The 24,192-nt window shown below is 63.6% G+C and carries 15 protein-coding genes and 2 pseudogenes; 3 read left to right on the top strand and 14 right to left on the bottom strand.

Annotated features, from left to right (window positions below; genetic code table 11):
* Positions 1–345: 345 nt before the first annotated feature.
* Positions 346–1,398 carry a ketol-acid reductoisomerase gene (gene ilvC, locus EMO90_RS08325; protein WP_150354120.1) on the bottom strand — a complete coding sequence of 351 codons (1,053 nt, stop codon included), beginning with the start codon at positions 1,396–1,398 and terminating at the stop codon, positions 346–348.
* 473 nt (positions 1,399–1,871) lie between these two features.
* Here ilvC (EMO90_RS08325) and EMO90_RS08320 point away from each other — a divergent pair.
* Positions 1,872–2,988 (top strand): annotated as a pseudogene (locus EMO90_RS08320) (ATP-binding protein).
* 481 nt (positions 2,989–3,469) lie between these two features.
* Here EMO90_RS08320 and EMO90_RS08315 read toward each other — a convergent pair.
* From EMO90_RS08315 to EMO90_RS08270, 10 genes are all read right to left on the bottom strand, one after another.
* Complete coding sequence (locus EMO90_RS08315; protein WP_150354119.1) at positions 3,470–4,708, bottom strand: AGE family epimerase/isomerase; 1,239 nt, start codon at positions 4,706–4,708, stop codon at positions 3,470–3,472.
* A gap of 79 nt (positions 4,709–4,787) precedes the next feature.
* Positions 4,788–5,006, bottom strand: coding sequence for a hypothetical protein (locus EMO90_RS08310; protein WP_150354118.1), 219 nt, complete (start codon positions 5,004–5,006; stop codon positions 4,788–4,790).
* Positions 5,007–5,271: 265 nt separating this feature from the next.
* The gene (locus EMO90_RS08305; RefSeq protein ID WP_150354117.1) at positions 5,272–6,315 is read right to left on the bottom strand and encodes a LacI family DNA-binding transcriptional regulator; all 1,044 of its coding nucleotides are present in this window, start codon (positions 6,313–6,315) and stop codon (positions 5,272–5,274) included.
* Between the two features lie 264 nt (positions 6,316–6,579).
* Positions 6,580–9,306 carry a glycoside hydrolase family 2 protein gene (locus EMO90_RS08300; RefSeq protein ID WP_150354116.1) on the bottom strand — a complete coding sequence of 909 codons (2,727 nt, stop codon included), beginning with the start codon at positions 9,304–9,306 and terminating at the stop codon, positions 6,580–6,582.
* A gap of 36 nt (positions 9,307–9,342) precedes the next feature.
* Positions 9,343–10,167, bottom strand: coding sequence for an ABC transporter ATP-binding protein (locus EMO90_RS08295; RefSeq protein WP_150354115.1), 825 nt, complete (start codon positions 10,165–10,167; stop codon positions 9,343–9,345).
* A gap of 5 nt (positions 10,168–10,172) precedes the next feature.
* Positions 10,173–11,096, bottom strand: coding sequence for an ABC transporter ATP-binding protein (locus tag EMO90_RS08290; protein ID WP_150354114.1), 924 nt, complete (start codon positions 11,094–11,096; stop codon positions 10,173–10,175).
* Complete coding sequence (locus EMO90_RS08285; protein ID WP_150354113.1) at positions 11,093–12,097, bottom strand: ABC transporter permease; 1,005 nt, start codon at positions 12,095–12,097, stop codon at positions 11,093–11,095. The genes EMO90_RS08290 and EMO90_RS08285 overlap by 4 nt, the downstream gene beginning before the upstream one ends.
* A gap of 18 nt (positions 12,098–12,115) precedes the next feature.
* Positions 12,116–13,105: an ABC transporter permease gene (locus EMO90_RS08280; protein ID WP_043163760.1), complete on the bottom strand. Its 990-nt coding sequence runs from the start codon at positions 13,103–13,105 to the stop codon at positions 12,116–12,118.
* A 19-nt stretch (positions 13,106–13,124) separates the two neighbouring features.
* Positions 13,125–14,846, bottom strand: coding sequence for an ABC transporter substrate-binding protein (locus EMO90_RS08275; protein ID WP_150354112.1), 1,722 nt, complete (start codon positions 14,844–14,846; stop codon positions 13,125–13,127).
* Between the two features lie 195 nt (positions 14,847–15,041).
* Positions 15,042–16,430, bottom strand: coding sequence for a GH1 family beta-glucosidase (locus EMO90_RS08270; protein WP_150354111.1), 1,389 nt, complete (start codon positions 16,428–16,430; stop codon positions 15,042–15,044).
* Between the two features lie 359 nt (positions 16,431–16,789).
* Here EMO90_RS08270 and EMO90_RS08265 point away from each other — a divergent pair, with 359 nt between their 5' ends.
* On the top strand, positions 16,790–18,025 hold the full coding sequence (locus tag EMO90_RS08265; protein WP_150354161.1) for a GDSL-type esterase/lipase family protein: 1,236 nt from the start codon (positions 16,790–16,792) through the stop codon (positions 18,023–18,025).
* A gap of 70 nt (positions 18,026–18,095) precedes the next feature.
* Positions 18,096–19,952: a sialate O-acetylesterase gene (locus EMO90_RS08260; RefSeq protein WP_150354110.1), complete on the top strand. Its 1,857-nt coding sequence runs from the start codon at positions 18,096–18,098 to the stop codon at positions 19,950–19,952.
* Positions 19,953–20,203: 251 nt separating this feature from the next.
* Here EMO90_RS08260 and ilvC (EMO90_RS08255) read toward each other — a convergent pair whose 3' ends face one another.
* The 3 genes and pseudogenes from ilvC (EMO90_RS08255) to EMO90_RS12165 form a co-directional block, all read right to left on the bottom strand.
* Positions 20,204–21,289, bottom strand: coding sequence for a ketol-acid reductoisomerase (gene ilvC / locus EMO90_RS08255; protein WP_223849768.1), 1,086 nt, complete (start codon positions 21,287–21,289; stop codon positions 20,204–20,206).
* A gap of 207 nt (positions 21,290–21,496) precedes the next feature.
* Complete coding sequence (locus tag EMO90_RS08250) at positions 21,497–22,792, bottom strand: MFS transporter (protein ID WP_190972016.1); 1,296 nt, start codon at positions 22,790–22,792, stop codon at positions 21,497–21,499.
* Positions 22,793–23,962: 1,170 nt separating this feature from the next.
* Positions 23,963–24,192: pseudogene (locus EMO90_RS12165) on the bottom strand (glycoside hydrolase family 25 protein); the annotation flags it as partial.

The raw sequence follows: 24,192 nt of genomic DNA, 5'->3' as shown, positions 1-24,192 counted from the left end.
CTGAGTCGGCATCCTGAGCGATCCACCCGCTGTCATCCTGAGCAGATTGTCCTTTCATCCTGAGCGATCCACCCGCTGTCATCCTGAGCGTAGCCGAAGGATCCTTCGTCATTCCGCATTGGTTATTTGGGAGTATTAAGGATCCTTCGACTTCGCGCTACGCGCTTCGCTCAGGATGACAGGGGGAAGCTGCGCCCTGCGCTCGGTGACGCCCACGGGGGGAGGCTGCGCTGCGCTCAGGGTGACACCCACCCCGTCCAGAATGACGAACACGAAAGAGGCCGCCGACCCGGGAAATCCGAGCGGCGGCCTCCTAATGGGCAACCCTAGGGTTGGCGGTCAGGCTCACTGAACCTGGGCGCGGGCGATCTTGCCGGTGAAGGAGTTAGCCTCATCGGCGTCCTTCACGCCATCCTTGTTCCAGGAGAACATGGCGCGCAGCTTCGGGCCGACGGTCTCGATGCGCTCGTTGGAGTACTTCTCCTGCAGCTCCTTGAAGTGCGGGGCGCCGGCGTCCTGGTCATCGATGAACTCCTTGGCGAAGGAGCCGTCCTGGATGCGCTGGAGGTGGTACTCCATGCGCTTGCGGCAGTCCTCGTTGATGACGGTGTTGGTGTAGTCGCCGTACTGGGCGGTGTCGGAGCAGGACCAACGGGCCTTGTTGAGGCCGCCCTCGTTCATCAGGTCGACGAGCATCTTCAGCTCGTGGCAGACCTCGAAGTAGGCGATCTCCGGCTGGTAGCCGGCGTCGGTGAGGACCTCGAAGCCCATCTCGACGAGCTTGTTCACGCCGCCCATGAGGACGTTCTGCTCGCCGAAGAGATCGGTCTCGGTCTCCTCCTTGAAGGTGGTCTTGATGGCGCCGGCGCGCAGGGCGCCGAGGGCCTTGGCGTAGGCGAGGGTCAGATCCCAGCCGTCGCCGCGGGGATCCTGCTCCACGGCCACCACGACCGGGACGCCACGGCCGGCGGCGTACTCACGACGCACGATGTGGCCCGGGCCCTTCGGGGCGACCATGAACACCGGGTGGTCCTCGGACGGCTTGATGTAACCGTAGTGGATGTTGAAGCCATGCGCGAAGGCGACGGCCGCGCCCGGCTTGATGTTGGGCTCGATGTCGTTCTTCCAGATGTTGCGCTGGTACTGGTCGGGGGCGAGGATCATGATCACGTCGGCCTCGGCGGACGCCTCCGGCACGGACTTGACCTCGAGACCCTGCTCCTTGGCGAACTCCACGGACTTGGAGGTCGGACGCAGACCGACCACCACGTCAACGCCGGAATCGCGCAGGTTCAGCGCGTGAGCGTGACCCTGGGAACCGTAGCCGATGATCGCGACCTTCTTGCCTTCGAGCACGGAGAGATCGCCGTCGTTTTCATACCAGATCTGTGCAGCCATGTAAGCACTCCTTGTACTTGCGTACCTTCCGCGACACACGGTTCGCGCGGTCGGCACACGGTGTTGTTGTGGTTGCGCATTATGCAAGACGGATGCATGCCATTCTGCGCGTTGGGTGTCCGGGCGCTGGTGTCCGGACGTGCGTGCGTTGAGGATTGTGTCCTCGTGAACTGGATTCCATCCTACAGGTGAAAGCCCGAAAGCCCTCTTCGCGTCCATAACGTGAGCCATGTCACGTTGGCGTTTTTCCCCGATTATGGACACCGTCCCGAGATTCGGACCGAGATACGGGCCAGCGGGGGACGATTGTTGGAATCGGGGCCAATCAATCGGCCAATCAATCGATCCGAGGCCCGCAATGCAAAACCGCCGTCCCCGATCAACACCCAATAAGTCCTGTCCTCCAACCTCTTTTGATATTTTTGATATTTTTGATATTTTTGATTTGGCTTCATATCAACGCTTTGGAGGAGATAGTGCGTACACCAGCAAACCCGTTCAAGCCGACCGCCGGCGGTGAACCTCCCCTGCTCATCGGACGAGTCAAAGTCATTCGCGACTTCGAGAAAGGTCTCGACAACGGCGTAGGAGCGCCGGGACGCATCATGCTGATCACCGGGGCTCGTGGCACCGGCAAAACGGTCATGCTCACCGTATTCGGAGACAAAGCCCGAGCCAGAAAATGGGATGTCATCGAAGAAACCGCCTCGGAAGGCCTGTGCGACCGACTCGTCCTCGAATTGCGAAGCAAGGACCGCATGCTCGACAAGTTCTCCATCAAGCCGGCCGTCAGCTTCGCCGGCGCAAGCGTAAGTCTAGGCGAAGCGGAGCTGTCCCCCCAAACGCATGCCGGAAACCCTGCGTAAAGCCATGTCCGCACGGCTTGACTCACTCGCCAAGCATCACGCCGGGCTGCTGATCACCATAGATGAAACGCAAGCCGCGCAACGCTCCGATATGATTGCACTGGCCACGGCGATCCAGCATCAGATTCGCGAGCGTCGCGACATCGCCATCGCATTCGCTGGACTCCCCCAGATGATCTCCGACCTTTTCAACGACGAAGTCATCGCATTCCTTCGCCGAGCGAAGACCCATCTACTGACCGATGTGCCGGTCAGCGACGTACAGGACGCGTTCAGCGCAACCTTCCGAAACGCCGGCATGGAAATCAACGACGGACAACTCCGCACCGCCGCCGAGGCGACATGCGGATACCCCTACATGATCCAGCTGGTTGGATACCACATCTGGGACGCAGCCGACATGCGAAACTCGGACGTCATCACTGACGGCGATGTCGCCAACGGTCTCTCCGAAGCGCGAATCGATCTCGGCAACGCCGTATGCGTTCCCGAATTGCACGGACTCTCACGCAATGACCGAGCGTATCTGGAAGCGATGGCGGCATCCGACGGCCCATCCTCCACCAGCGATATCGCCCGCCGCATGGGCAAGACCAACAACTACGCCGCCACATACCGCAAGCGTCTGCTCGACGCCTATGTCATCCGCGAAACCGAACGTGGCGAAGTCGATTTCGCCGTGCCGTTCCTGCGTGAATACCTGCGCCGCCGACAGCAGCACTGACCCGGCTCATTCTCGGTTTGCGGAGATTGGTCTGCGAAGACGCGAAAGGCCGCCAAACCGATAGGGATCGGAATGGCGGCCTTTGTCATACGACTTCAGTCGCGTTTAGGCGACGCTCATGCGGCCAAGCTGAGGGCCGCGCCGGGCTCACTGAACCTGATGAGCGACGATGCCGCCCGCAGGATCGTTTTCCTTTGAATCGCGGCAAGGTGTCAGTGAAACGAGTCAGCCCCCGGTGGATCTCCTCCGCGTTGCGCCCTTGCAACAGCACCGCTTGCCGCGTCATCACGGTGATAATGACATCGCCGAGAACGACCAGCGATTCGAGCGGGAGAAGGCCGTGCCGGTGTGCGGGAAAAAGGGAAAACGCACACCGGCACGGCCATGAATAAGGAGAAGGACAAGCAGAAGACCGGAATCAACCGATCATGACATCAAAGTCAAAAGTCACCAACAAGTCGAGTCAACGACAGGTCAGCGGTCAACGGCCCTCCTTTGATGCGACGGCAATGGACAACGACGGGTCGGCCAACGGGATCATCATCGACTGGGTGGCGTGGTACAGGTCGGACTTGCCCGGCCAGACGGTGCCGATCGGCTGGTTGTTGCGGTCAAGCTGATGGAACCAGGAACCGTTGACGTGGTCGATGACGCAATCGTCGGCGTACTTGAGGAAGGTCGAGTACAGGTCGGCGTATTCCGTCTTGCCGGTCACGCATGCCAGCACAGAGGACGTGTTGATCGCTTCGGCGAGCGTCCAGTGCATACGGTCATGCACGACGGGCACGCCGTTCCAGTCGGTGGTGTAGACGATGCCGGGCGCGCCGTCAGCGTCCCAACCATCGGCCACGGCGCGACGGAACAGGTGCTCGGCGACGTCGATCAGCTGCGTCTTCTTCGACTCGGCAAGGCCGGGGGCGCTCAGCGCGTACTGGGTGATGAGTCGCGCCCATTCGATGCCGTGACCCGGGGTGGCGCCGTACGGCTTGAACTGGTCGTCCTTCTTGTCGGAGTTGCATTCGAGGTCCAGCGACCAGTCCTCATGGAAGTGTTCGGGGATGCGCCATTCGTTGTTTTCTGCCCAGCCGATGACGTGGTCGATGATGCGACCGGCGCGCGTGCGCCACGTTTCGTCGCCGGTGACATCGGACACGGCGAGGAACGCTTCGACCGAGTGCATGTTGGCGTTGAGTCCGCGGTACGGGTCGAGTTCTGTGAAGTCCTCGTTCCATGTGTCGACGGACAGGCCGATTTCGTCGTCCCAGAATCGCTTGAGGAAGACCTGTTGCGCATCGGCGAGCAGTTCGGCGGCGCCAGGGCGGCCGAGCAGCGTGGCAGAGGATGCGGCAAGCAGTACGAAGGCGTGCGCGTAGCACTGCTTGGTGCCGATGTGGCAGCCTTCCGGGGTGACGGCCGCGTACCAGCCGCCGTTGGCGCTGTCATGGAGTTCGCCCGTGAGGCCCTTCAGTCCGGCGTCCACGAGCGCCTCGGCGCCGTCGTGCCCGGTGAACGCGGCGAGCGAGTAGACGTGGGTCATGCGGCAGGTGATCCACGTTTCGCGATTACGGTCCTTCCACGGAGTGCCGTCGTCCCCCAGCCAATACGAACCGCCGGTCGGGGCGGGGAACGCGTGGCCGAAAGCCATCAGGGAGTCACGCTGCCCATTGAGCCACGTCTTGTTTTCCGGAGTTCCGAGCTCATATCGGGATTGAGTTCCCATTGTTTTTTCCTTTCGCCAGATTTCCCGAATGGCGTTGCCACCGCTTCCGCACATGCAAGGCGGTGTCCACCACGGCTATTTATCGGTTAAGCTCCTGGCACAGGGCGGCACCATAGAGGCTGGCAGCCAACGCCACACCTACCACCACCGCGACCATGCCGAGCACGCTGGCCGGGAACGTGGGGATGGCGGGCGAAATGGTAAGCCCCGCAACGGTGAGAAGAATTCCCAGCATGAAGAAGACGATCGAATCCACAGTCGTCTTGGACGACATGCGGGCAGAAACGAAGTTAGACATAAGAGGCTCCTTTGATTCTTGGTTGCTAAGCGTCGTCGTCGGTAACTGAACCGCTTAAGTAAAGTATATGGCAAAGAAAGTGCGACACGCCAAAGAAATCCTAGAATCGCAACAAGTTCGTGCTGACTACGCATCTGAAGAGGCACATTTTCAATGAACCGATAAAGTCGTCAAGTCGCCAAACAGACAGAACCGTCAAACCGTCAAACAGTCAGACCGCAGTCCATCGACACCCGAACCAGCCCAAGCAGTCGCCCCGCCACCACTACGCTACTTGCGCAGACACAACCACAGGCCCGGTAGAAGCCCTCTTCACCAGACGGTACGGCGGCTCTGGCTCATCGCCGACGGTCTCCCCGTCGATCATGTGCAACAGCATCTCCCCCGCTTTCAGTCCGAGCGCCCGGACATCGCGGTGCAGGGCAGTGAGCGTGGGCGTGGCCGAAACGCATGCGGCGGAATCATCCCAGGCCACAATGGAAAGATCCTCCGGCACCGAAATTCCACGGGCCAAGGCCGCATGCAGCGCGCCGACCGCCGTAGTATCCGTATCGCATATGATCGCAGTGGGACGGTGTCCGAAGTCCAGAATCGCGTTGCACAGCCGCTCGCCGGTTTCAGCCATGTACTTGCCATGCAGGGTGGTGCAGCGCATGCCCAGTTTGGAACATTCGTCGGCGGTGGCGTTGTCGCGCGCCAACGTGTGCACGTATTCCTCGGGGCCGGCGATGCGCGCGATGTTGCGATGGCCCAAGCCGTGCAGGTATCGGACGACCATGCGCGCGCCTTCGTCGTCGGAACTGTAGAGCGTGGGCAGCCCGCTGGTGATCTCACGCTGGGAGATGAACAGGGCCTTGGCTTCGGGGTGTTCACGGAACAGCGCCAGTCGCGGGTCTCCAAGTTCGACGCCCAAGATGAGATGCGCGTCCACCTTGCCGGAGGCGATCCAATCCTCGTAGATGCGGCAGGCAGCCGCGGCGCCGCCCGCGGTCATGCGCAGCACGATGGAATAGTCGCGCGGGTCCACGGCCTTGCTCAAGCCGGCGAGGCAGTCCATGGCGAACAGGCCCGAGCCGAAACCCTCGGCATCAGCCACCATCAGCACCACGCCAATGGACCTGGTGCAGGCATCGGAAAGGGACTTCGCGGCACTGTTCGGCTTCCACCCCATGGAACGCGCCAATTTGAGTACCTTGGCACGGGTCTCCTCGGAGACGCCGGCCTTGCCATTCAGCGCGTACGACACCGCGCTTTTCGATACGCCGGAGGCCTTCGCCACGTCAGCGATGGTGATGGTGCCTTTCGCCATGGTTCTCCACTTTCCTCATACATCGTGGCCCTGCCACGTATCACACCGGTTCGCATGATTCATTCGAACCGACTGCGCGCGATTCACGCGCGATCAGGCGGGGCGCATCCATCCCGGCATATTCCCGTTCAGGTACGCGGTACGGGTTCCATGCCGCGGCACTGAACCCGTACAGTCGTTCCCCATACTAGTCTTACGCCATCCATGCGGCGCATCACACGCCCACTGCGACACCCAGACCGAGGCCGCAGGCGTTCAGCTCCGTCACGCCACAGCCCAGTCTCGATTGAGATCGTTGGCCGAACGCAGCACGTTGGCCGCCGTGAACGCCTGCGGATCGTCGACGCCGTCCGAGGCGATATGCCAGACGACCGTCTCGCCGGGCAGCAGCGTCACCAGTCCGCCGTCGATCGACGCGGCCGCATCGACCTTGTCGACCATGCAGAACACGTCGCGGGCGTAGGCGTGCGCCGTCACCTTCAGCGTGTATCCCTCGTCGACGGCCTCGACCGTCGCCGTGAACGGCGCACGGTCGAGCTTCTGTTCGATGACTTCGGCCGGATTGTGGATGACGCGGGCGAAGCCGTCATCACCGGCGGGCGTCGCGATGAGGATCTCATCCGTCGCGTCGCGGAACGCGGCGACGGACGCGTCGAGCGTCAGCGTGACCGATGACGTCGCCTCCAACATGACATCGTCGAAGGTCTGCGAGGCGAGCGTCTCGCCGGCGAGCGTGCGGCGCTCGACCGTCCACGAGCCATGCCACGGCGAGCAAGTGTCGTTGACGACGACGAGCGCGAGCGTGTCCGGATTGACCTTCTTGCCTTCCCAGCTCAGATCGGCCTGCGCCCGGGCGGAGACACGCGGCTGGATCGTGGCGAAGCGCGGCGCGAAGAAGTCGCGCGAGGCGTACCACAGCGGCTTGCGGTGACCGTTGTAGTCGACGGCCGCCCAGGAGACGACCGGCCAGTCGTCGTTGATCTGCCAGATCAGCGCGCCGGCGTTCACCGGTTCCAACGAGCGCATGTGCTCGACGCCGAAGCGGATGGCCTGCGCCTGCTGCAGCTGGCATGCCCAATGCCAGTCCTCGATGTCGTTCCAACGGTCGGTGGGGATGAGCCAGTCACGCGTGCCGTCAGCGTTATAGCTCACGTCGTCGAAGCGGCCGGGGGTCAGATGCGAGCGCATGCCGCGGGCGAGTTTGACGTTGCCTCCGGACGCTTTCTGGTGGACGAGCATCTGCGTACCGAACGGGTCGAGCTTCTCGTCGTGGACCACGCTGGTGAGCGTGCTCCAGGCGGGCGGCGCCTGATAGCCGAATTCGTCGGCGAAGCGCGGCGTGTAGTCGAGGTATTTGCGGTAGTCCTGACGGTTCCACACGTCCCAGATGTGCATGGTGCCGTCCACGTCCTTGTTGGCGTCGGTGAACGGGGTGAAGCTCATCGGGGAGCTCGGCAGGTACACGTGGACCGGGTCGAGTTCGGCGAGCAACGCGGGGAACAATTCGGAGTAGTAGTAGTCGCCCCAGCCCTTTTCGCCGTAGCCGTGCTCGTTGGCGGGCAGGTCGTCGGCGCGCAGGGCCTGCTTGAAGCCCCACCATTCACTGTAGGCCACGTAGTTCTCATTGGAGCCGTTCCACACGGTCAGACTGGCGTGGGAGCTCAGGCGCGCGATCTGTTCGCGGGCTTCGGCTTCCACTTCGGCCTTCGTTTCGGCGTCTTCCGGGTAGGCGGCGCAGGCGAGCATGAAGTCCTGCCAGACCATGATGCCTTCGCGGTCGCACATGTCGTAGAATTCGTCGGCTTCATAGATGCCGCCGCCCCACACGCGCACCATGTTCGAATTCGATTCGACGAGGTCGGTGATGCCGCGGCGGTAGCGCGCGTCATCCACCTGCGAGGGAAACGCGGAGTCGGGGATCCAGTTGTAACCGCGCGCGTGCACCGGCACGTCGTTGACGGTGATCCGGAACGGGCGTCCGGTCATGTCGGCGCGGGTGTCGACGGCGAGGGTGCGGAAGCCGACGTGGCCGCGCCACTTGGCTTCCGTGGCGATGCCGCCAACTGCCACGTGCACGTCATACAGCGGCTGCTCACCGTAGCCGCGCGGCCACCAGCGTCGCACTTCGGGGATTTCGACGGTGAGCACGGCCTCGTCGCGTCCTTCCTCGACGACGCCGGCCACTTCGAGGTTGACGTCGTAGCCGCCGACGGTGACGGTCACGGGCAGCGCGCCGCTGCCGTCGCCGGTCACGCCGTTGAGGTCCAGCGCGTCGGCCACGGTCATCACGCGGCCGCGTCCGGCGCGTTCGACCTCGACGTGAACGTCGAGCACGCCGGTGCCATCCGGACGGACGTCGACAAGCGGGCGGACGGAGGCGATGCGCGCGCCGCTCCACGAGTCGATGCCGATCGGACGCCAGATGCCGGCATTGGCGACGTCGATGCCCCAGTCCCAACCGAAGGAGTAGCTGGGCTTGCGGATCTGGTTGAACGCGTGGTGTTCGGTATGCGGGTAGTAGCCGCGACGGCGTTCGGCGTCGTCGGAGCTTGCCACGGGCGACAGGAACGTGACGCTCAGACGGTTGGCCCCGTCGCGCAGGTACGGGCGCGCGTCCCAACGGTATGTGCGGTGGAAGTTGCGCGTTTCGCCGACGATGATGCCGTTGAGCGCGACGTACGCGACGGTGTCGAGCCCGTAGGCGACGATGTCGTGGCGCGTGTTGCCGTCACCGTGCCAATCGAATTCACAGGTGAATCGCCAGACGATGTCGCCGATCCACTGTTGGCGGTTCTCGTTGTCGCCGTCGAAGGGGTCGCCGATGAGTCCGGCGCGGAACAGGTCGACGGTCGCTTCGCCCGGCACGGTCGCGGGGATGCCTGCGGCGAGACGTTCGCGCAGTTCCTCCGGCGCGAGTTCGGGGTTGAGCGCGGTGAGCGTCCATCCGCTTTCAAGTGCGGAGAACGTGCGCGGGGTGGTGATGGTCGTCATGGTGTTCCTTGCGATGATGATGACGGTTTGCGGTTGTCAGTGGGCGGCGCGGGCGACGGCGAGCTCCTTGAGGCGGCGCTCCGGGTCGGGCGCGGCGCCGATGAGGGTCTTCGTATAGTCGCTCTTCGGATTGAGGATCACGTCATCGGCGGGGCCGCGTTCCACGATTTCGCCGCGGCACATCACCATGATCTCGTCGGAGAAGTGGCGTGCGGTGGCCATGTCGTGCGTGATGTACAGCACGCCGAGGTTTTCCTCGCGCTGGAGTCGGGCGAGCAGGTTGAGCACACCGAGTCGGATGGACACGTCGAGCGCGGAGACCGGCTCGTCCGCGATGAGGATGCTCGGCTCCGGGGCGAGCGCGCGGGCGATGGCGACGCGCTGGCGCTGGCCGCCGGACAGTTCGCTGGGCAGGCGCTTGGCGAAGTCCTCGCCGGGGGTGAGACGCACACGGTCGAGCAGTTCGATAACGCGCTTGTGCACTTCCTCGTTGCTCATGCCCGGGTGATGTAGCTTCATCGGTCTGGCGATATGGTGCTCCACGGTGTGGAACGGATTGAGCGAGGCGTACGGGTCCTGGAAGACCATCTGCACGGTTTTGCGGAAGATGTGGTCCGCTTTGCGGCCATGATGGTCGACCGGCTTGCCGTCGATGAGGATCTGGCCTTCGGTGGGGGTCTCGAGGCCGAGGATCATCTTCGCGATCGTGGACTTGCCGGAGCCGGACTGACCGACCAGGGCCACGGTCTTGCCGGATTCGAGCGTGAAGTTCGCGTGGCTTACTGCCGTGAACTTCGTGGTCTTGAGGCCGGAGCGCAGGTCGAACTGCTTGGTGACATCCTTGAGTTGCAGCGTGGTCATGATGCTCACTCCTTGGTGGCGAACGGCGAGGCGCCTTCGGCGAGGTCCTCGGAACCGGTGCGGATGAACGAACCTCGGTCTCCGGTCAGGGAGGGGAAGCTGGAGAGCAGCTTGGCGGTGTATTCCTGCTGCGGGTTGGTGTACAGGCTCATCGCGTCGTTCAGTTCGATGATCTCGCCCTTGCGCATCACGGCGATGCGGTCGGAGATCTCCAGCAGCAGCGGCAGGTCGTGGGTGATGAAGATCACCGCGAAGCCGAACTCGTCCTTGAGACGCGTGATCTCGCGCAGGATCTCGCGCTGGACCACGACGTCGAGGGCGGTGGTGGGTTCGTCCATGATCATGACCTGCGGGTCGAGGGCCATGGCCATCGCGATCATCACGCGCTGGCGCATGCCGCCGGACAGCTCGTGCGGGTAGGCGTTGAGGCGGTTGCGGTCCACGCCGACGCGCTCCAGCAGTTCGCCGCACTTGTCGAGGCGTTCCTTCTTGCTCATTTCCGGGCGGTGGGTGGTGAACACGTCGCCCAGCTGATCCTTGATCTTCTTGACCGGGTTGAGCGAGTTCATCGCGCCCTGGAAGACCATGGAGATCTTCTCCCAGCGGAACATGCGCAGGTCGTCGCCTTCGAGGGCTCGCACGTCGATCGGGTAGCCTTCACGGGAGTTGAAGACCACACGGCCGGAGGTGATGACCGCCGGCGGCTTCAGGAGCCGGTTGACGCCGTAGGCGAGCGTGGACTTGCCGCAGCCGGATTCGCCGGCGAGGCCGAGGACCTCGCCGCGGCCGAGCTTCAGGTTCACGTGCTTGACGGCCTGCACGGTTTTCTCGGCGCGGTATTCGACGCAGAAGTCGTCGATCTCAAGCACCGGGTCCGTTTCGTAGACGGGCGGGATGACGTTGGTCTTGATCTCAGTCGTCTCGGTCATGATGCCACGGCCTCCTTCGTACCGTTAATGACGTTGCCGTTGACGCTGGCAACCGGGGTGAACGCGGCGTCGGTCTTGGCCTTGCCGGCCTTCTCCTCGAGCTTCCACTTCTTGATCTGGCTGCGGGTCGCAGCCTTGAGCTTCGGGTTGACGATCTCATCGACCGAGAAGTTGATGAGCGCGAGGGCCGCGCCGAACAGGGCGATGCACAGTCCCGGCGGGATGAACCACCACCATGCGCCGAGGATCAGAGCCATGCCGTTCTGCGCGTAGTAGAGCATCGTGCCCCAGGTGTAGGAGTCGGTGGCGCCGAGGCCGAGGTAGGACAGACCGGCCTCACCGAGGATGGCGGCGATGACGGCGCTCATGGCCTGGGAGGCGAGCAGCGGGATGAGGTTCGGGAAGATCTCGACGAACAGGATGCGCCACGGCTTCTCGCCGGCGACGCGTGCGGCGAGTACGTAGTCGCGGGAGCGGACGGACATCGTGTAGCCGCGCAGCACTCGGGCGGGTCCGGCCCAGGAGGTCAGGGCGAGCACGCCGGCGACGAGCACGGACGACTTGGAGGGCATGTAGCTGGCGATGACGATCATCAGCGGCAGGCCCGGGATGACGAGCATCACGTTGGACAGGAGGGAGAACGCCTCGTCGGTGGCGCCGCCCACGTAGGCGCCGAGGATGCCGAAGAAGCTGGAGAGGGCCACGGCGAGCACGCCGACGGTCAGTCCGATGAACAGGGAGCCACGGCAGGCGTAGGCGAGCTGGGCGAACACGTCCTGTCCGGTCTGCGTGGTGCCGAGCCAGTGTTCGGCGCTAGGGCCGGTCATGCCGATGTCGCTGACCTTGTTCGGGTCGTCCACGAAGAACGGCACGAAGATGGCGAACGCGGCGATGATGGCGACGATCGTCAGGCCGACGGCCAGTTTCGGCGTCATCGGGGGAAGCATGGAGTCGGCGCGGGATTTGCGAGCCTTACCGGCTTTGGTGGTTGTTGCAGCCATTGTCTTTCAGTCCTTTCCTCAGCCCTGGGCCCGGGTGCGCGGGTCGATGAAGCCGTAGATCAGGTCCATGAACAGGTTCGCGCCGAGCACGGAGACCGTGATGATCATGAAGATGCCCTGCATGAGCGCGTAGTCGTTGTTCTGCACGGCGGTCAGCAGCGCGAAGCCGATGCCCGGATAGGAGAACACGGATTCGGCGACGATCGAGCCCGCGACGACGAAGCCGAGGGAGATCGCGAAGCCGGAGATGGACGGCAGGATGGCGTTGCGCGCCGCGTAGGAGGTCATGATCTTGAACCGGGACAGGCCCTTGGCCTCGGCGGTCAGGATGTAGTCCTCGGAGAGGGTGGCGACCATCATGTTGCGCATGCCGAGCATCCAGCCGCCCACGGAGGACAGCACGATGGTGATGGCCGGCAGTGTGCCGTATTTGATGACCGAGCCGATGAACTCCCAGCTCCAGCCGGGAGTGACGCTCCACACGTCGTAGCCGCCGAACAGCGGGAAGATCGGGTTGAGCAGGCCGAAGAAGTACAGGAGGATCAACGCGAGCCAGAAGTACGGGATCGACTGCAACAGCGTGGTCACCGGGATGAGGTTGTCGATCCAAGAGCCGCGTTTCCAGCCGGCGAGCGTGCCAAGCAGCGTGCCGATGAGGAAGGCGAGGATGGTGGAGATACCGACCAGGCCGACGGTCCACGGCAGGGTGCTGCCGATCACGGAGGAGACGGAGTTCGGGAAGTAGGTGACGGAGACGCCCAGATCGCCGCGGAAGATGTTGCCGAAGTAGTTGAGGTACTGCTGCCACATCGGCACCGAGGAGTCGGAGCCGAGCATGAGCTCAATAGCGTGGCGGGTGGCCGGGGTGACCTGGCCCTTCTGCGCGAGCTTGGAGATCATCTGGTCGACCGGGTTGCCGGGCATGATGCGCGGCAGGAAGAAGTTGAGCGTCAGTGCCGCCCACAGGGCCACTAAGTAGAAGCCCAGTTTTCTCAGGACATATTTCATGATTGGCTCCTTACTGCCGTCACTGCTTCGGTTCGAGATGCTGCAGGATGATGCCCATGTCCCACGCCTTCCAAGCTGCGGGCAGCGCGTACATGTTGTCCTCGGTGGGCCAGCCGGTCACCTTGGAGTCGTTGAATTCGGTGAGCATCGAGTTGATGTAGACCGGGATGTAGGGCACGTCGTTCGCGATCTCCTTCTGCACGATCGCATACTGCGCCTTGCGCTCGGCCTCGTCCTCCGTGCCGGCGGCGGCCTCGATGGCATCGTCGACCTTCGGGTTCGAGTAGCGGGCGTAGTTCTGGCCGCCAGATGTCTCACCCACCTTGGCCATCTGCAGGGAGCTGTAGCGCGGGTTGTACGTGTAGTACGGGTCGGCGGTGACACCCAAGCCCAGCGAGTCAAGGGAGAGCTGGTAGTTGCCCTTCTGCTCGTTTTCGTTCCACTGGTTCCATGCCATCTGCGTGGAGATGATCTCGATACCCAGCGGCTTCATCTGCTGCTTCAACGTGTCGTTGATCAGAATGTAGTCGGACCAGCCGGCCACGGTCTGGATGGTCATGCTGAGCTTGACTCCATCCTTGTAGCGGTAGCCGTCGTCACCCATCTTCCAGCCGGCGTCCTCGAGGATCTGCTTGGCCTTCTCCTGGTCCTCGGTCTCCGGCGTGGTGACGAGGTTCTTGTCGGTGATCCATTTGCGGTCTCGGTCCGGCATGAGCATCGTCGGCGAGCCGATGGCGCCCGCGCCGGCGCCGGCGAGCTTGTTGAGCTGCGTGCGGTTCATGCCGTAGTACATGGCCTGGCGCACGGCCGTGTCGGTCTGCGGGCCCTTGCATCCGGCTTCGGTGTTCGAGCAGGTCATGACCACGGTGGTCAGTCGCGGCGTGTTCACGGCCGAGATGCGCGGGTAGTTCTTGAGCAGCGTCTGGTAGCTGGGGATGTAGGCGCTCATCCAGTCGACCTGTCCGGCCATCAGCGTGCTGGTGGCGGCGGAGGCGTCGTTCAGGGCGATGTAGCGCACACCGTCGATCTTCGGAGCGCCGTTCCAGTAGTCCTTGAACGCGGAGAAGCTGTAGGACTGGTTGGTGAACCTGCTGAGCTTGAACGCGCCTGTACCGATCGGGTTGGCGTTCGTGTAGTTCATCGGGTCCTTGACGTTCTTCCAAATATGCTCGGGCACGATGGCCTGACCGCCGAGGATGCCGCCTTCCTGCATGTAGGCGCCCTTGAATGGCTCGTCAAACGGCGTGCCATCGGCGTTCTTGGTCGGGAAGATGAGCTTGACGTGGTTCTCGTCGATGAGCTTGGCCGTGCAGGCAGTGCCGTTGGTGTTCAGCGCCGGGGTGTCGTGAATCAGGTTGAACGTGAACGCCACGTCCGCGGCGGAGAAAGGCTCGCCATCCTGCCACTTGACGCCTTCACGGGTGGTGATGGTCAGTTCGGAGCCGTCCTCGTTCCACTCGTAGCCGGTGGCGAGCATCGGGGTCGGATCCTCGTCGGTGGCCAGATTATACCAGTAAAGCGTCTCGTAGATCACACCCAGGGTGGGGCCGAGTGCGGTGGGCGAGAACGGGTTGAAGTTCTCGTTGAACGTACCCGTCGTGCCGTTGAAGATGCTGACCACCGTGCCGTCCTGTGCGGTGCTTGACGAGGTCCCGCCACAGGCCGCGACGGACATCAGGGAGGCAAGCGCGGCCACCGCGGCGATTGTTCGGCGCAGGGCTTTCCTCACTTTCGACGTCATCGTCAATCCTTTCGATTGGTTGGTTCTCTCTATGCCGGCGACCTCGCCGGTTTCTCTTGCCGATTATATAACTTAACCGGTTGAGTTGCCCTCACTATAACTCAACCGGTTAAGTTTCGCCACTCGGCGTGTCGTCCGTCGCACAGCCCCGGACCGCTCGTCCGCGGTGCCTCTCAGGAATCCCGCAAGGAATCGCTACGCCTGCGGGATGGCTCGGTCGGCGATGAGCTTCCTATACCACTTGAAGCTGTCCTTCGGGGTGCGCTCCAGCGTCTCGTAGTCCATGTAGACGATGCCGAAACGCTTGGTGTAGCCGAACGCCCATTCGAAGTTGTCAAGCAGCGACCACACGAAATAGCCGCGCAGATCAACGCCAGCGTCCATCGCACGGCCGGCGGCCTCGAAGTGACGGCGCAGGTAGTCAATGCGGTCGGGGTCGTGCACGGCCTTGACCGTCTCGTCAGTGGAGGGATCGACTTCGGAAACCAGACGGTCGTCGCAGGCCATGCCGTTTTCGGTGACCATCAGCGGCATCTCCGGGTAGTCGTTGTGCACGCGCACCAGCAGGTCGTACAGTCCGTCCGGGTCGATGTTCCAGCCCATCGCGGTGTGCGGCCCCTCGGTCGGCAGCCAATCCACATCGCTGGCGCCCGGCGCGGTGGATGCGGCAGTGGATTGCGGGAATTGCGGCCGGTCGCTCATCGCGAGCAGCGAGGTGCTGTAGTAGTTGACGCCGAGCACGTCGATCGGCTGGTGGATCTGCTCCAGATCGCCGTCCTTGACGAACTCCCAATCGCAGATGCCCTTGGTGATGGCGAACAGTTCGTCCGGGTAGTAGCCGCGCAGCATCGGGTCGAGCCACACGCGGTTGGCGATGAGGTCAAGACGGTGCACGGCGTCGGCGTCGCCGCGGTTGAGCTGGAGGTTGCACGTGACCGACACGTCCGAACGGTCGCCGACTTCGGCGCGTACGGCCTGCGCCATCAAGCCGTGCGCGAGGTTGAGGTGGTGCACGGCGGGGAAGGCACCCGGACCGAGCCCCAGGCCGGGCGCGTGCTCGGTGGCGCCGTAGCTCAGGTAGGAGGAGCACCACGGCTCGTTCAGCGTGGTGTAGGTCCGCACGCGGTCGCCCAGACGATGGGCCACGACACCGGCGTAATCGGCGAGCTTATAGGCGGTGGAACGGTTCAGCCACCCGCCTTTGTCGCCCAGATACTGCGGCTGATCCCAATGGTAGAGCGTCACCGTGGGTTCGATGCCCCTGACAAGCAGCTCGTCAACGATTCGCTCGTAGAAGTCGAGGCCCTCTTCGTTCACCGGACCGTCCTCGGCGGGCAGTACGCGCGGCATGGCCACCGAGAAGCGGTAGGAGTTGACGCCGAGGTCGGCGAGCAGGGCGATGTCCTCGCGCCAGCGATGGTAGGAGTCACAGGCCACGTCGCCGGTATCGCCGTTGACCGTCTTTCCGGGAGTGTGCGAGAACGTGTCCCAGATGGAAGGGGTGCGCCCGCCTTCCTTTGCGGCGCCTTCGATCTGGTAGGAGGCGGTGGCCGTGCCGAATCGGAATCCTTCAGGGAATCGCATGATTGCCATGTCCTTTCTTGGGGTTATGCGTCGTCGATGCCTTCATCGGCCCGACGTCAGGTGCGTATGTGATTGCTGCGGTAACGGCCGGGTGTCGGCCCGTCCGGCAGTAGTGTATCATAAAATACATGAACCGGTTAAGTCATTGCGGTCGCAAGCGTTTCGCACCCACGCCGCATCGAGGGAACCGGAAAAAGACCTAGAACAACATCGGTTCAATCAACGAGGAGCCACGAATCGCCATGTCACACCTGCCAGACACGACCGCTTTTACGGACGTTCCCATTCCCGCCGATGCGGACGTCACGCGGGACGGCGACCGCACCATCATCAGCCCTGATCATCCGGCGTTGCGAGCCATGGGCCGCATCGACCTGACCGACCCGACCCGACCGGTGTGGGTGTACCCCTACACGCAGGTCTCCTTCCGCTTCACCGGAACCTCGCTCAGCGTCACTGTCGTCAACCACTGGAACTACGGAGACACGAAACTCGGCGTCGTCATCGACGGAGCGCAAACCGCCGTACGCATCCCCTCTGGCTTCACCGGCGCGAACGACATGCCCAACAGCAGCACCAGCGAAGGCACGGCCGCGGCGCCGGCTACCGCAGTCGAGGCCGACGACGCCGCGCAAGCGGACGTCGCGGCCGATACAGGCGGCGTCGCGCCGACGTATGGACCGGTTACAGTGACTCTGGCGGACCGGCTGCCGGACATCGAACACGAGGTGACGCTGTTCAAACGACAGGACGGACAGCACTATCTCGAAGTACTCGGCTACGGGCTGGACGCGGGCGCAACCATCCTGCCGCCGGCGACACCCGAACCGACGCGACGCATCGAAGTGTTCGGCGACTCCGTGTCCTGCGGCGAGCGCAACGAGGCGTCCCTGTACGTCGGCAGGCTCGACCCGGCCGCGGACCTGAGCGGATACAGCAACGCGTGGTACTCGTACGCGGCCATCACCGCGCGCAACCTCGGCGCGGAACTGCACGACACTTCGCAGGGCGGCATCTCACTGCTTGACGGCATCGGCTGGTTCGCGGGCCCCGACTACGTGGGCCAGGAAAGCGCGTGGGACTGCATCCAGTACAACCCCGTGCTCGGCGAATCGAAGCCGTGGGACTTCTCCCGGTACACGCCGCACGTCGTGGTCGTCGCGATCGGGCAGAACGACGCGCACCCCGACGATTTCATGGCCTCCGATTACGACGGCGAGCGAGCGCGGCATTGGCGCACGCGCTACGTCGACTTCCTCAAGTCGCTGCACGCGCGTTACCCGAAGGCCGTCATCGTGTGCCTCACCACGGTGCTGCAGCATGATCCGGCGTGGGATCGCGCCATCGACGAGGCGGTGCGCGCGTTCAACGCTGCGCCGGACGCGCCGGCCAGCGCGGCGTATGGCAAGTTCGCGACCGGAGACGCGGCGGACGGTGTACACGACGCCGTCGCCCCCGCCGTCGCCCACCACTTCCTGTTCACTCGCAACGGTTCGGCCACGCCGGGCCACCCGCGCGTCGCCGAGCATAAGGAGATGGCACGCGAATTGACTACGTTCATCGAATCCCTCGGCGAGGACGTGTGGCAGTCCTGAACGACGCCGACAACATACGACACCCGACCAATCAACCAACCAACACCCTACCCATCCTCCAAGGATTATCATGACCGAAACAACTGCTCTGGTCACCGGACCTGCGCCCGGCGCCAATCTTTCCGGATTGAACGATCACAGCGACGCGGCGGACGACGCGAAACCGCTGGGCACGGACGCATTGCGCGCCGCTGCCATCTTCTCGCATGACATGGTGCTGCAACGACGACGGCCGATCCCCGTATTCGGCACCGGCAAGCCCGGCATCGACGTGCGTGTGCGGCTGATCGCGGAGGAATCGGGCGAGGCGGCGGCAACTGACGTTTCCGGGACGTCGGTGACCGTTGCCGGGACGGCCGCCGACGCCGATGCGCACGGCGACTGGCTGGCGCTGCTTCCCGCGATGGAGGCGGGCGGGCCATACCGGCTGGAAATCACCTCGTCGGGCGCGGACGTGACGCTCGTCTACCGTCGCGTGGTCGTGGGCGAAGTGTGGCTCGCCGGCGGACAAAGCAATATGGAGCTCGAACTGCACTCCAGCGCAGGCGCGGACGCGGCCATCGCCGTGAGCGCCGACCCGCTGCTGCGCTTCTACAACACACCGAAAACCGGTGCCGTCAGCGAGGAACTCGAGCGTCACGCCCGCTGGCAGGTCGCCGGACCGGACACCAGCGGGTCGATGTCCGCGATCGGCTACTACTTCGCGCGGAAGCTGCGCGCCGAACTCGGCCCAAACGTGCCTGTGGGCATTGTGGACTGCTATATCGGCGGTACATCGATCACGGCGTGGATGAGTCGGGCGAGTGTGGAGCGGTGTAAAGCAGGGCGCGACTATCTGGAACGCTTCGACGCGGCGATCGCAGGCAAAACGGACGAGCAGTTCAAAGCCGAAACCGAAGCGTGGCAGACGAAATTCGACCAGTGGAACCACGACATCGACACGGCGCGCAAGGCGGACCCGGATGTGGCGTGGGAGAAGCTGACCGCGCAGTACGGTGAATGCCCGTGGCCGCCGCCGGAAACGCCGACCTCGCAGTGGCGCCCGACCGGCGCGTACGGCACGATGGTCGAGCGGGTCGCGCCGTACGGCATCGCGGGATTCCTGTGGTACCAGGGCGAATCGGATGAAGGTTGTCCTGAAAGCTACCGTCATCTGCTGGGCATGCTCATCGACGAATGGCGTGGGCTGTGGACGATTCCCGGCGCGGGCTCGGATGCGGGGGGTGCGGACGGCAAACCGCTGCCGTTCCTTATCGTGCAATTGCCGCAGTGGATCGACAAGGCGACGGCCGCTGCCGGCAATGACCCGCTGCGTTGGCCACTGATCCGCGAGGCACAGCAAGACGCGGCGCGCACGATCTCAGGCGTGTCCATGATCACGTTGATCGACTGCGGTGAGTTCGACAATCTCCACCCCACCGACAAACGCACGCCGGGCGAGCGTCTGGCCGATTGCGCGCTGCACGACGTATACGGCCGCGGCGACATCGCCGTCGACGGACCGGAAGTCACGTCCACCACCGTGCGCGTCGCGCGTGACGGCAATGGTGAGGGCGCAGCGGTGACATTGCACTACAGTCACGCCGCAGGACTGCATTTCGACGGCACCGTGCCAGGCACCTTCAGGCGCGACATCGGCGCCACCGCACCGGCGGCGCCGAATGCGGCCGAAGTCGGGGCGGATATGGGCGATACGCGTTCACGATTCCACCGTGACACGGCGGAATCCGGCTTCGAATTGGCGGGCGACGACGGCGACTTCCATCCGGCCGAGGCGACCATCGACACTGAGCACAGCACCGTCACCGTGCGAGCCGAGCAGGTGGTTCGACCCACACAGGTGCGCTACGCGTGGCGCAGTTGGGGCCCCGCTCCACTGTTCAGCGGCGACGCCCTCCCCGCTCCCCCGTTCCGCCTCGCGCTGTGACCGACTACCGTCCTATTGCTCCATCCTCCTTTGGATATTCCGCGGGACTCAGCGCTCGATTCCGGGGAATCGAGCACGCCACTCCCGCACATCCATACACCCACGCATGCGTATGGCGTATGGACGCCAAATATACGACAAGGCCGCCAAACCGATGGGAATCGGAATGGCGGCCTGTGGTCATACGACTTCAGTCGCGTTCAGGCGACGCTCATGCGGCCAAGCTGAGGGCCACACTCACGCGGTCAAGCTCACTGAACCTGGGTACGAGCGATCTTGCCGTTGAAGGACTCGGCCTCGTCCTGATCCTTGGCCGGGCCGTTGTTCCAGGAGAACATGGCGCGCAGCTTCGGGCCGACGGTCTCCAGGTGCGGGTGGGAGAACTCCTCCTGCAGCTTCTTGAACTTCGGGGCGCCGGCGGCCTGATCGTCCATGAACTCCTTGGCGAAGGAGCCGTCCTGAATGCGCTTGAGCTGGTACTGCATGCGCTTCTTGGTCTCCTCGGTGATGACCGTGGAGGTGTAGTCGCCGTACTGGGCGGTGTCGGAGCAGGACCAACGGGCCTTGTTCAGACCACCCTCGTTGGCCAGATCGACCAGCATCTTCAGCTCGTGGAAGACCTCGAAGTAGGCGATCTCCGGCTGGTAGCCAGCCTCGGTCAGCACGTCGAAGCCCATGTCGCACAGGTGGTTGATGCCGCCCATGAGGACATCCTGCTCACCGAACAGATCGGTCTCGGTCTCCTCGGTGAACGTGGTCTTGATGGCGCCGGCGCGCAGGGCGCCCAGAGCCTTGGCGTAGGCCAGGCACAGCGGCCAGGTCTTGCCATCCGGATCCTGCTCCACGGCGACGACCACCGGGACGCCACGGCCGGCGGCGTACTCACGACGCACGATGTGGCCCGGGCCCTTCGGGGCGACCATGAAGACCGGGTGGTCCTCGGACGGCTTGATGTAGCCGTAGTGGATGTTGAAGCCATGGGCGAAGGCCAGAGCGGCACCCGGCTTCAGGTTCGGCTCAACGTCGTTCTTGTAGACGGCGGCCTGGTACTGATCCGGCAGAAGGATCATGACGACGTCGGCCTCGGCGACGGCCTCCGGCACGGACTTGACCTCAAGGCCCTGCTCCTTGGCGAACTCCACGGACTTGGAGGTCGGACGCAGACCGACCACCACATCAACGCCGGAATCACGCAGGTTCAGCGCGTGGGCGTGACCCTGGGAGCCGTAGCCCAGGATGGCGACCTTCTTGCCATCGAACACGGACAGGTCGGCGTCCTTCTCGTACCAGATTGTTGCTGCCATAATTGGCACTCCTTTATGTGCGTGCCGGGCGATTTGGGAACGTCCGGCAAATGGTGAGTTTGCGGACGATTTTCAGCGGATCGGGATTGTGTCCCTTGACGTTGGAAGTCGTCGATCACTGGGTTCTGTTCTAGTCCCCCAGCCTGTGACGTGGTCACCCACGTCCAAATATTGAGTTGTTGTTTCAGATTCGTTTCGGGTGATGGACATCGGCCGGGCGATTACGCTGGGCGGCAAATGTCACTTGGTGAAGTCGACGTCTTTCGTCTCCTTGCAGGTCGCCACGGAGACGAGGCAGCACACGGCCATCACGCCAAGATAGAGACCCACGGAGTGGACGCCCCAGTTGTGGGACAGCCAGGTGGCGATCGTCGGCACAAACGCGGCACCCACGATGGCCGCCAGGTTGTAGCCGATGCCGGAGCCGGAGTAGCGCACGTTGGCGTCGAACAGCTCGGGCAGGATCGCGCCGATCGGGCCGAACGCAATGCCCATCAGGGCGAAGCCGACGCACAGGAACGTGAGCACCTGGGCGAAGTTGCGATGGCCTTCCAGCAGGAACGGGAAGAGCAGCGAGAACACCACCAGCGCGCAGGACGAGAACATCAGCACGCGACGGCGGCCGATCTTGTCCGCATACACGCAGGAGAGCACGATGAACAGGGCGAACACGCAGATGGAGATCATGAGCATGAGCAGGTACTCCTGGTTCGTGAAGCCCAGTCCGCCGCCGCCGTTCTCCTTGGTCTTGGTGCCCCAGGCGAGGGACCAGGTGGCGAGCGTGTAGAACAGCGTGTAGGTGACGGCGACGAGGAACGTGGCCTGCAGGACCTGCTTCCAGCTCTTGCGGAACACCTCGACGAGCGGGGCCTTGACCACCTCGTTGCGCTCCTGGGCCATGCGGAAGACCGGGGTCTCCTCCATGTGGACGCGGACCACAAGACCCACGATCACCAGGATGGCCGACAGCAGGAACGGCACGCGCCAGCCCCACGCCATCATCGCCTGCTCGTCGTTGAACGCCTCAAGCAGGAAGTAGGTGCCGTTGGACAGGAAGAAGCCGATCGGGGCGCCCAGCTCCGGGAAGGAGCCATAGAGCGCGCGCTTGTTCTCCGGCGCGTTCTCGGTGGCGACCAGCGCCGCGCCCGACCATTCGCCGCCCAGACCGATACCCTGCACGAAGCGGCACAGGCACAGCAGCGCGACCGCGAAGACGCCCCACTGCTCGTAGGTGGGCAGGCAGCCGATCAGGAACGTGGCGACGCCCATGGTCAGCAGGGAGACGACCAGCGTGGTCTTGCGGCCCAGGCGATCGCCGAAGTGGCCGAACACCAGGGAGCCGAGCGGACGGGCGATGAACGCGATCGCGAAGGTCAGCAGGCTGGCCAGCAGCGCGACCGTGGGGTTGGACTTCTCGAAGAACACGTGCGGGAAGTAGTTGGCCGCGGCGGTGCCGTAGGCGTAGAAATCATAGAATTCGATGGCGGTGCCCACCATGGATGCGGCGATCACGGTCTTGACCGAGTCGCGCACCATGTCCGTGGCTTTGCCCGCGGCCTCGCCAACTGCCTTGGCCGCCGATGTTGCGGTTGTCATTGTGTTTCCTGTCTCCTGTTGTTTGTTTCTCTTCGGATTGCGCACCGCTCGCCGCGCAACGAAAAAGCCCCGCCAACCGGCAGGGCCCAACAGGATGATTCCGCATGAACCCTGCCATCGTTGGCGGGGTTTCGTGCATTGATACGCCGAATCAGTCCGCCAACGAGGACGGAATAATAATTCGTGCGGTCTGCGCGTTCATGCACTCAACAGTCATCAGCATCCCAGTCATCGTGGCGAACCTCCTCTCATATCCTTGGCAAACGTATGCTCTTATGTTTCCGCTCCGAGCCGCTTCCGCGACCCGAACTGGTTGTCACCATAGGAGCCCGGCGGACGGCCGGCGAGCAGGGGTTCACATTGTGGACGGGCGGGAAGGAGAACGGGAACAGGAAAGGAACTGGACGAGGAAGGGAACGGGACAAGGTGGGCCAGACGGGCCCCGCCGTAGGCCTTCCCGCAGTCATCCTGAGCGCAGTGAAGGATCCTTAACGCTCCCACACCAATGACCTTGTGCGAAATGACGAAGGATCCTTCGACTCCGCCCTTTGGGCTGCGCTCAGGATGACGGAAGATGCATACGAGTGCTGCACGTCACAGGGAGCGGGATGACCGTCACTCGGAGCGACTCACGCGTCACAGGGAGCGACCTGCGTCACGCGGCGCGGTCGCACCCGGTGACACACCTCGAAAACCGATGCGGCACAAGGCCTCACGGACCGCGTCACAGGGAGCGGCCGCGCCCGGTGACGCCATCCGCGCCGCGTGACGGCCAGTTCGCGCCCGGTGACGCGCAAAGTCGGAACGGGGGTTCTTCGTCATCCTGAGCGCAGCGAAGGATCCTTCGGCATTCCGCACAAGGTCATTGGTGTGGGAGTGTTAAGGATCCTTCGACTCCGCTACGCTCCGCCCAGGATGACGGGGAAACCAGCACGCTCGCCCAGGATGACGGGGTTGCTGCTTCGTCATCCTGAGCGAAGCGCGCAGCGCGAAGCCGAAGGATCCTTAACGCTACGCCCAGAATGACGAAAAAAGGGGGCCCGCGGCCGACCGAATGAACGGCAGGCCACAGGCCCCTCAGTCAGTCAGGATTCCGGGGCCGGCGGGACGCTAGGCCAGGTAGGCCCTGAACGCCACGCCCTCCTTCGTCCAGCCCTGAGACTCCAGGTAGTCGTACTCCTGCTGGCTCGTGGTCCACAAATGCTCGCCCGTATACCGGTTGTACAGACGGTACACGTCGGAGCCTTGGGTGTCGGACGCGTACCAGGCCTCGCCCTCCTGGGTCCAGCCCTGGGTCTTGAGATACTCGTACTCCTCGGGGTCCAGCGTGAAATGGTGCG

Source organism: Bifidobacterium vespertilionis, assembly GCF_008698145.1.
Lineage (GTDB): Bacteria > Actinomycetota > Actinomycetes > Actinomycetales > Bifidobacteriaceae > Bifidobacterium > Bifidobacterium vespertilionis.
The sequence above is the reverse complement of the archived record's forward strand: the minus strand, read 5'-3'. Positions and strand labels throughout refer to the sequence as shown.

Coding starts and splice junctions, on each gene's coding strand:
- ilvC (WP_150354120.1), bottom strand. CDS start 1,398: ATGGCTGCACAGATCTGGTATGAAAACGACGGCGATCTCTCCGTGCTC.
- EMO90_RS08315 (WP_150354119.1), bottom strand. CDS start 4,708: ATGGGAACTCAATCCCGATATGAGCTCGGAACTCCGGAAAACAAGACG.
- EMO90_RS08310 (WP_150354118.1), bottom strand. CDS start 5,006: ATGTCTAACTTCGTTTCTGCCCGCATGTCGTCCAAGACGACTGTGGAT.
- EMO90_RS08305 (WP_150354117.1), bottom strand. CDS start 6,315: ATGGCGAAAGGCACCATCACCATCGCTGACGTGGCGAAGGCCTCCGGC.
- EMO90_RS08300 (WP_150354116.1), bottom strand. CDS start 9,306: ATGACGACCATCACCACCCCGCGCACGTTCTCCGCACTTGAAAGCGGA.
- EMO90_RS08295 (WP_150354115.1), bottom strand. CDS start 10,167: ATGACCACGCTGCAACTCAAGGATGTCACCAAGCAGTTCGACCTGCGC.
- EMO90_RS08290 (WP_150354114.1), bottom strand. CDS start 11,096: ATGACCGAGACGACTGAGATCAAGACCAACGTCATCCCGCCCGTCTAC.
- EMO90_RS08285 (WP_150354113.1), bottom strand. CDS start 12,097: ATGGCTGCAACAACCACCAAAGCCGGTAAGGCTCGCAAATCCCGCGCC.
- EMO90_RS08280 (WP_043163760.1), bottom strand. CDS start 13,105: ATGAAATATGTCCTGAGAAAACTGGGCTTCTACTTAGTGGCCCTGTGG.
- EMO90_RS08275 (WP_150354112.1), bottom strand. CDS start 14,846: ATGACGTCGAAAGTGAGGAAAGCCCTGCGCCGAACAATCGCCGCGGTG.
- EMO90_RS08270 (WP_150354111.1), bottom strand. CDS start 16,430: ATGCGATTCCCTGAAGGATTCCGATTCGGCACGGCCACCGCCTCCTAC.
- EMO90_RS08265 (WP_150354161.1), top strand. CDS start 16,790: ATGGGCCGCATCGACCTGACCGACCCGACCCGACCGGTGTGGGTGTAC.
- EMO90_RS08260 (WP_150354110.1), top strand. CDS start 18,096: ATGACCGAAACAACTGCTCTGGTCACCGGACCTGCGCCCGGCGCCAAT.
- EMO90_RS08250 (WP_190972016.1), bottom strand. CDS start 22,792: ATGGTGCGCGACTCGGTCAAGACCGTGATCGCCGCATCCATGGTGGGC.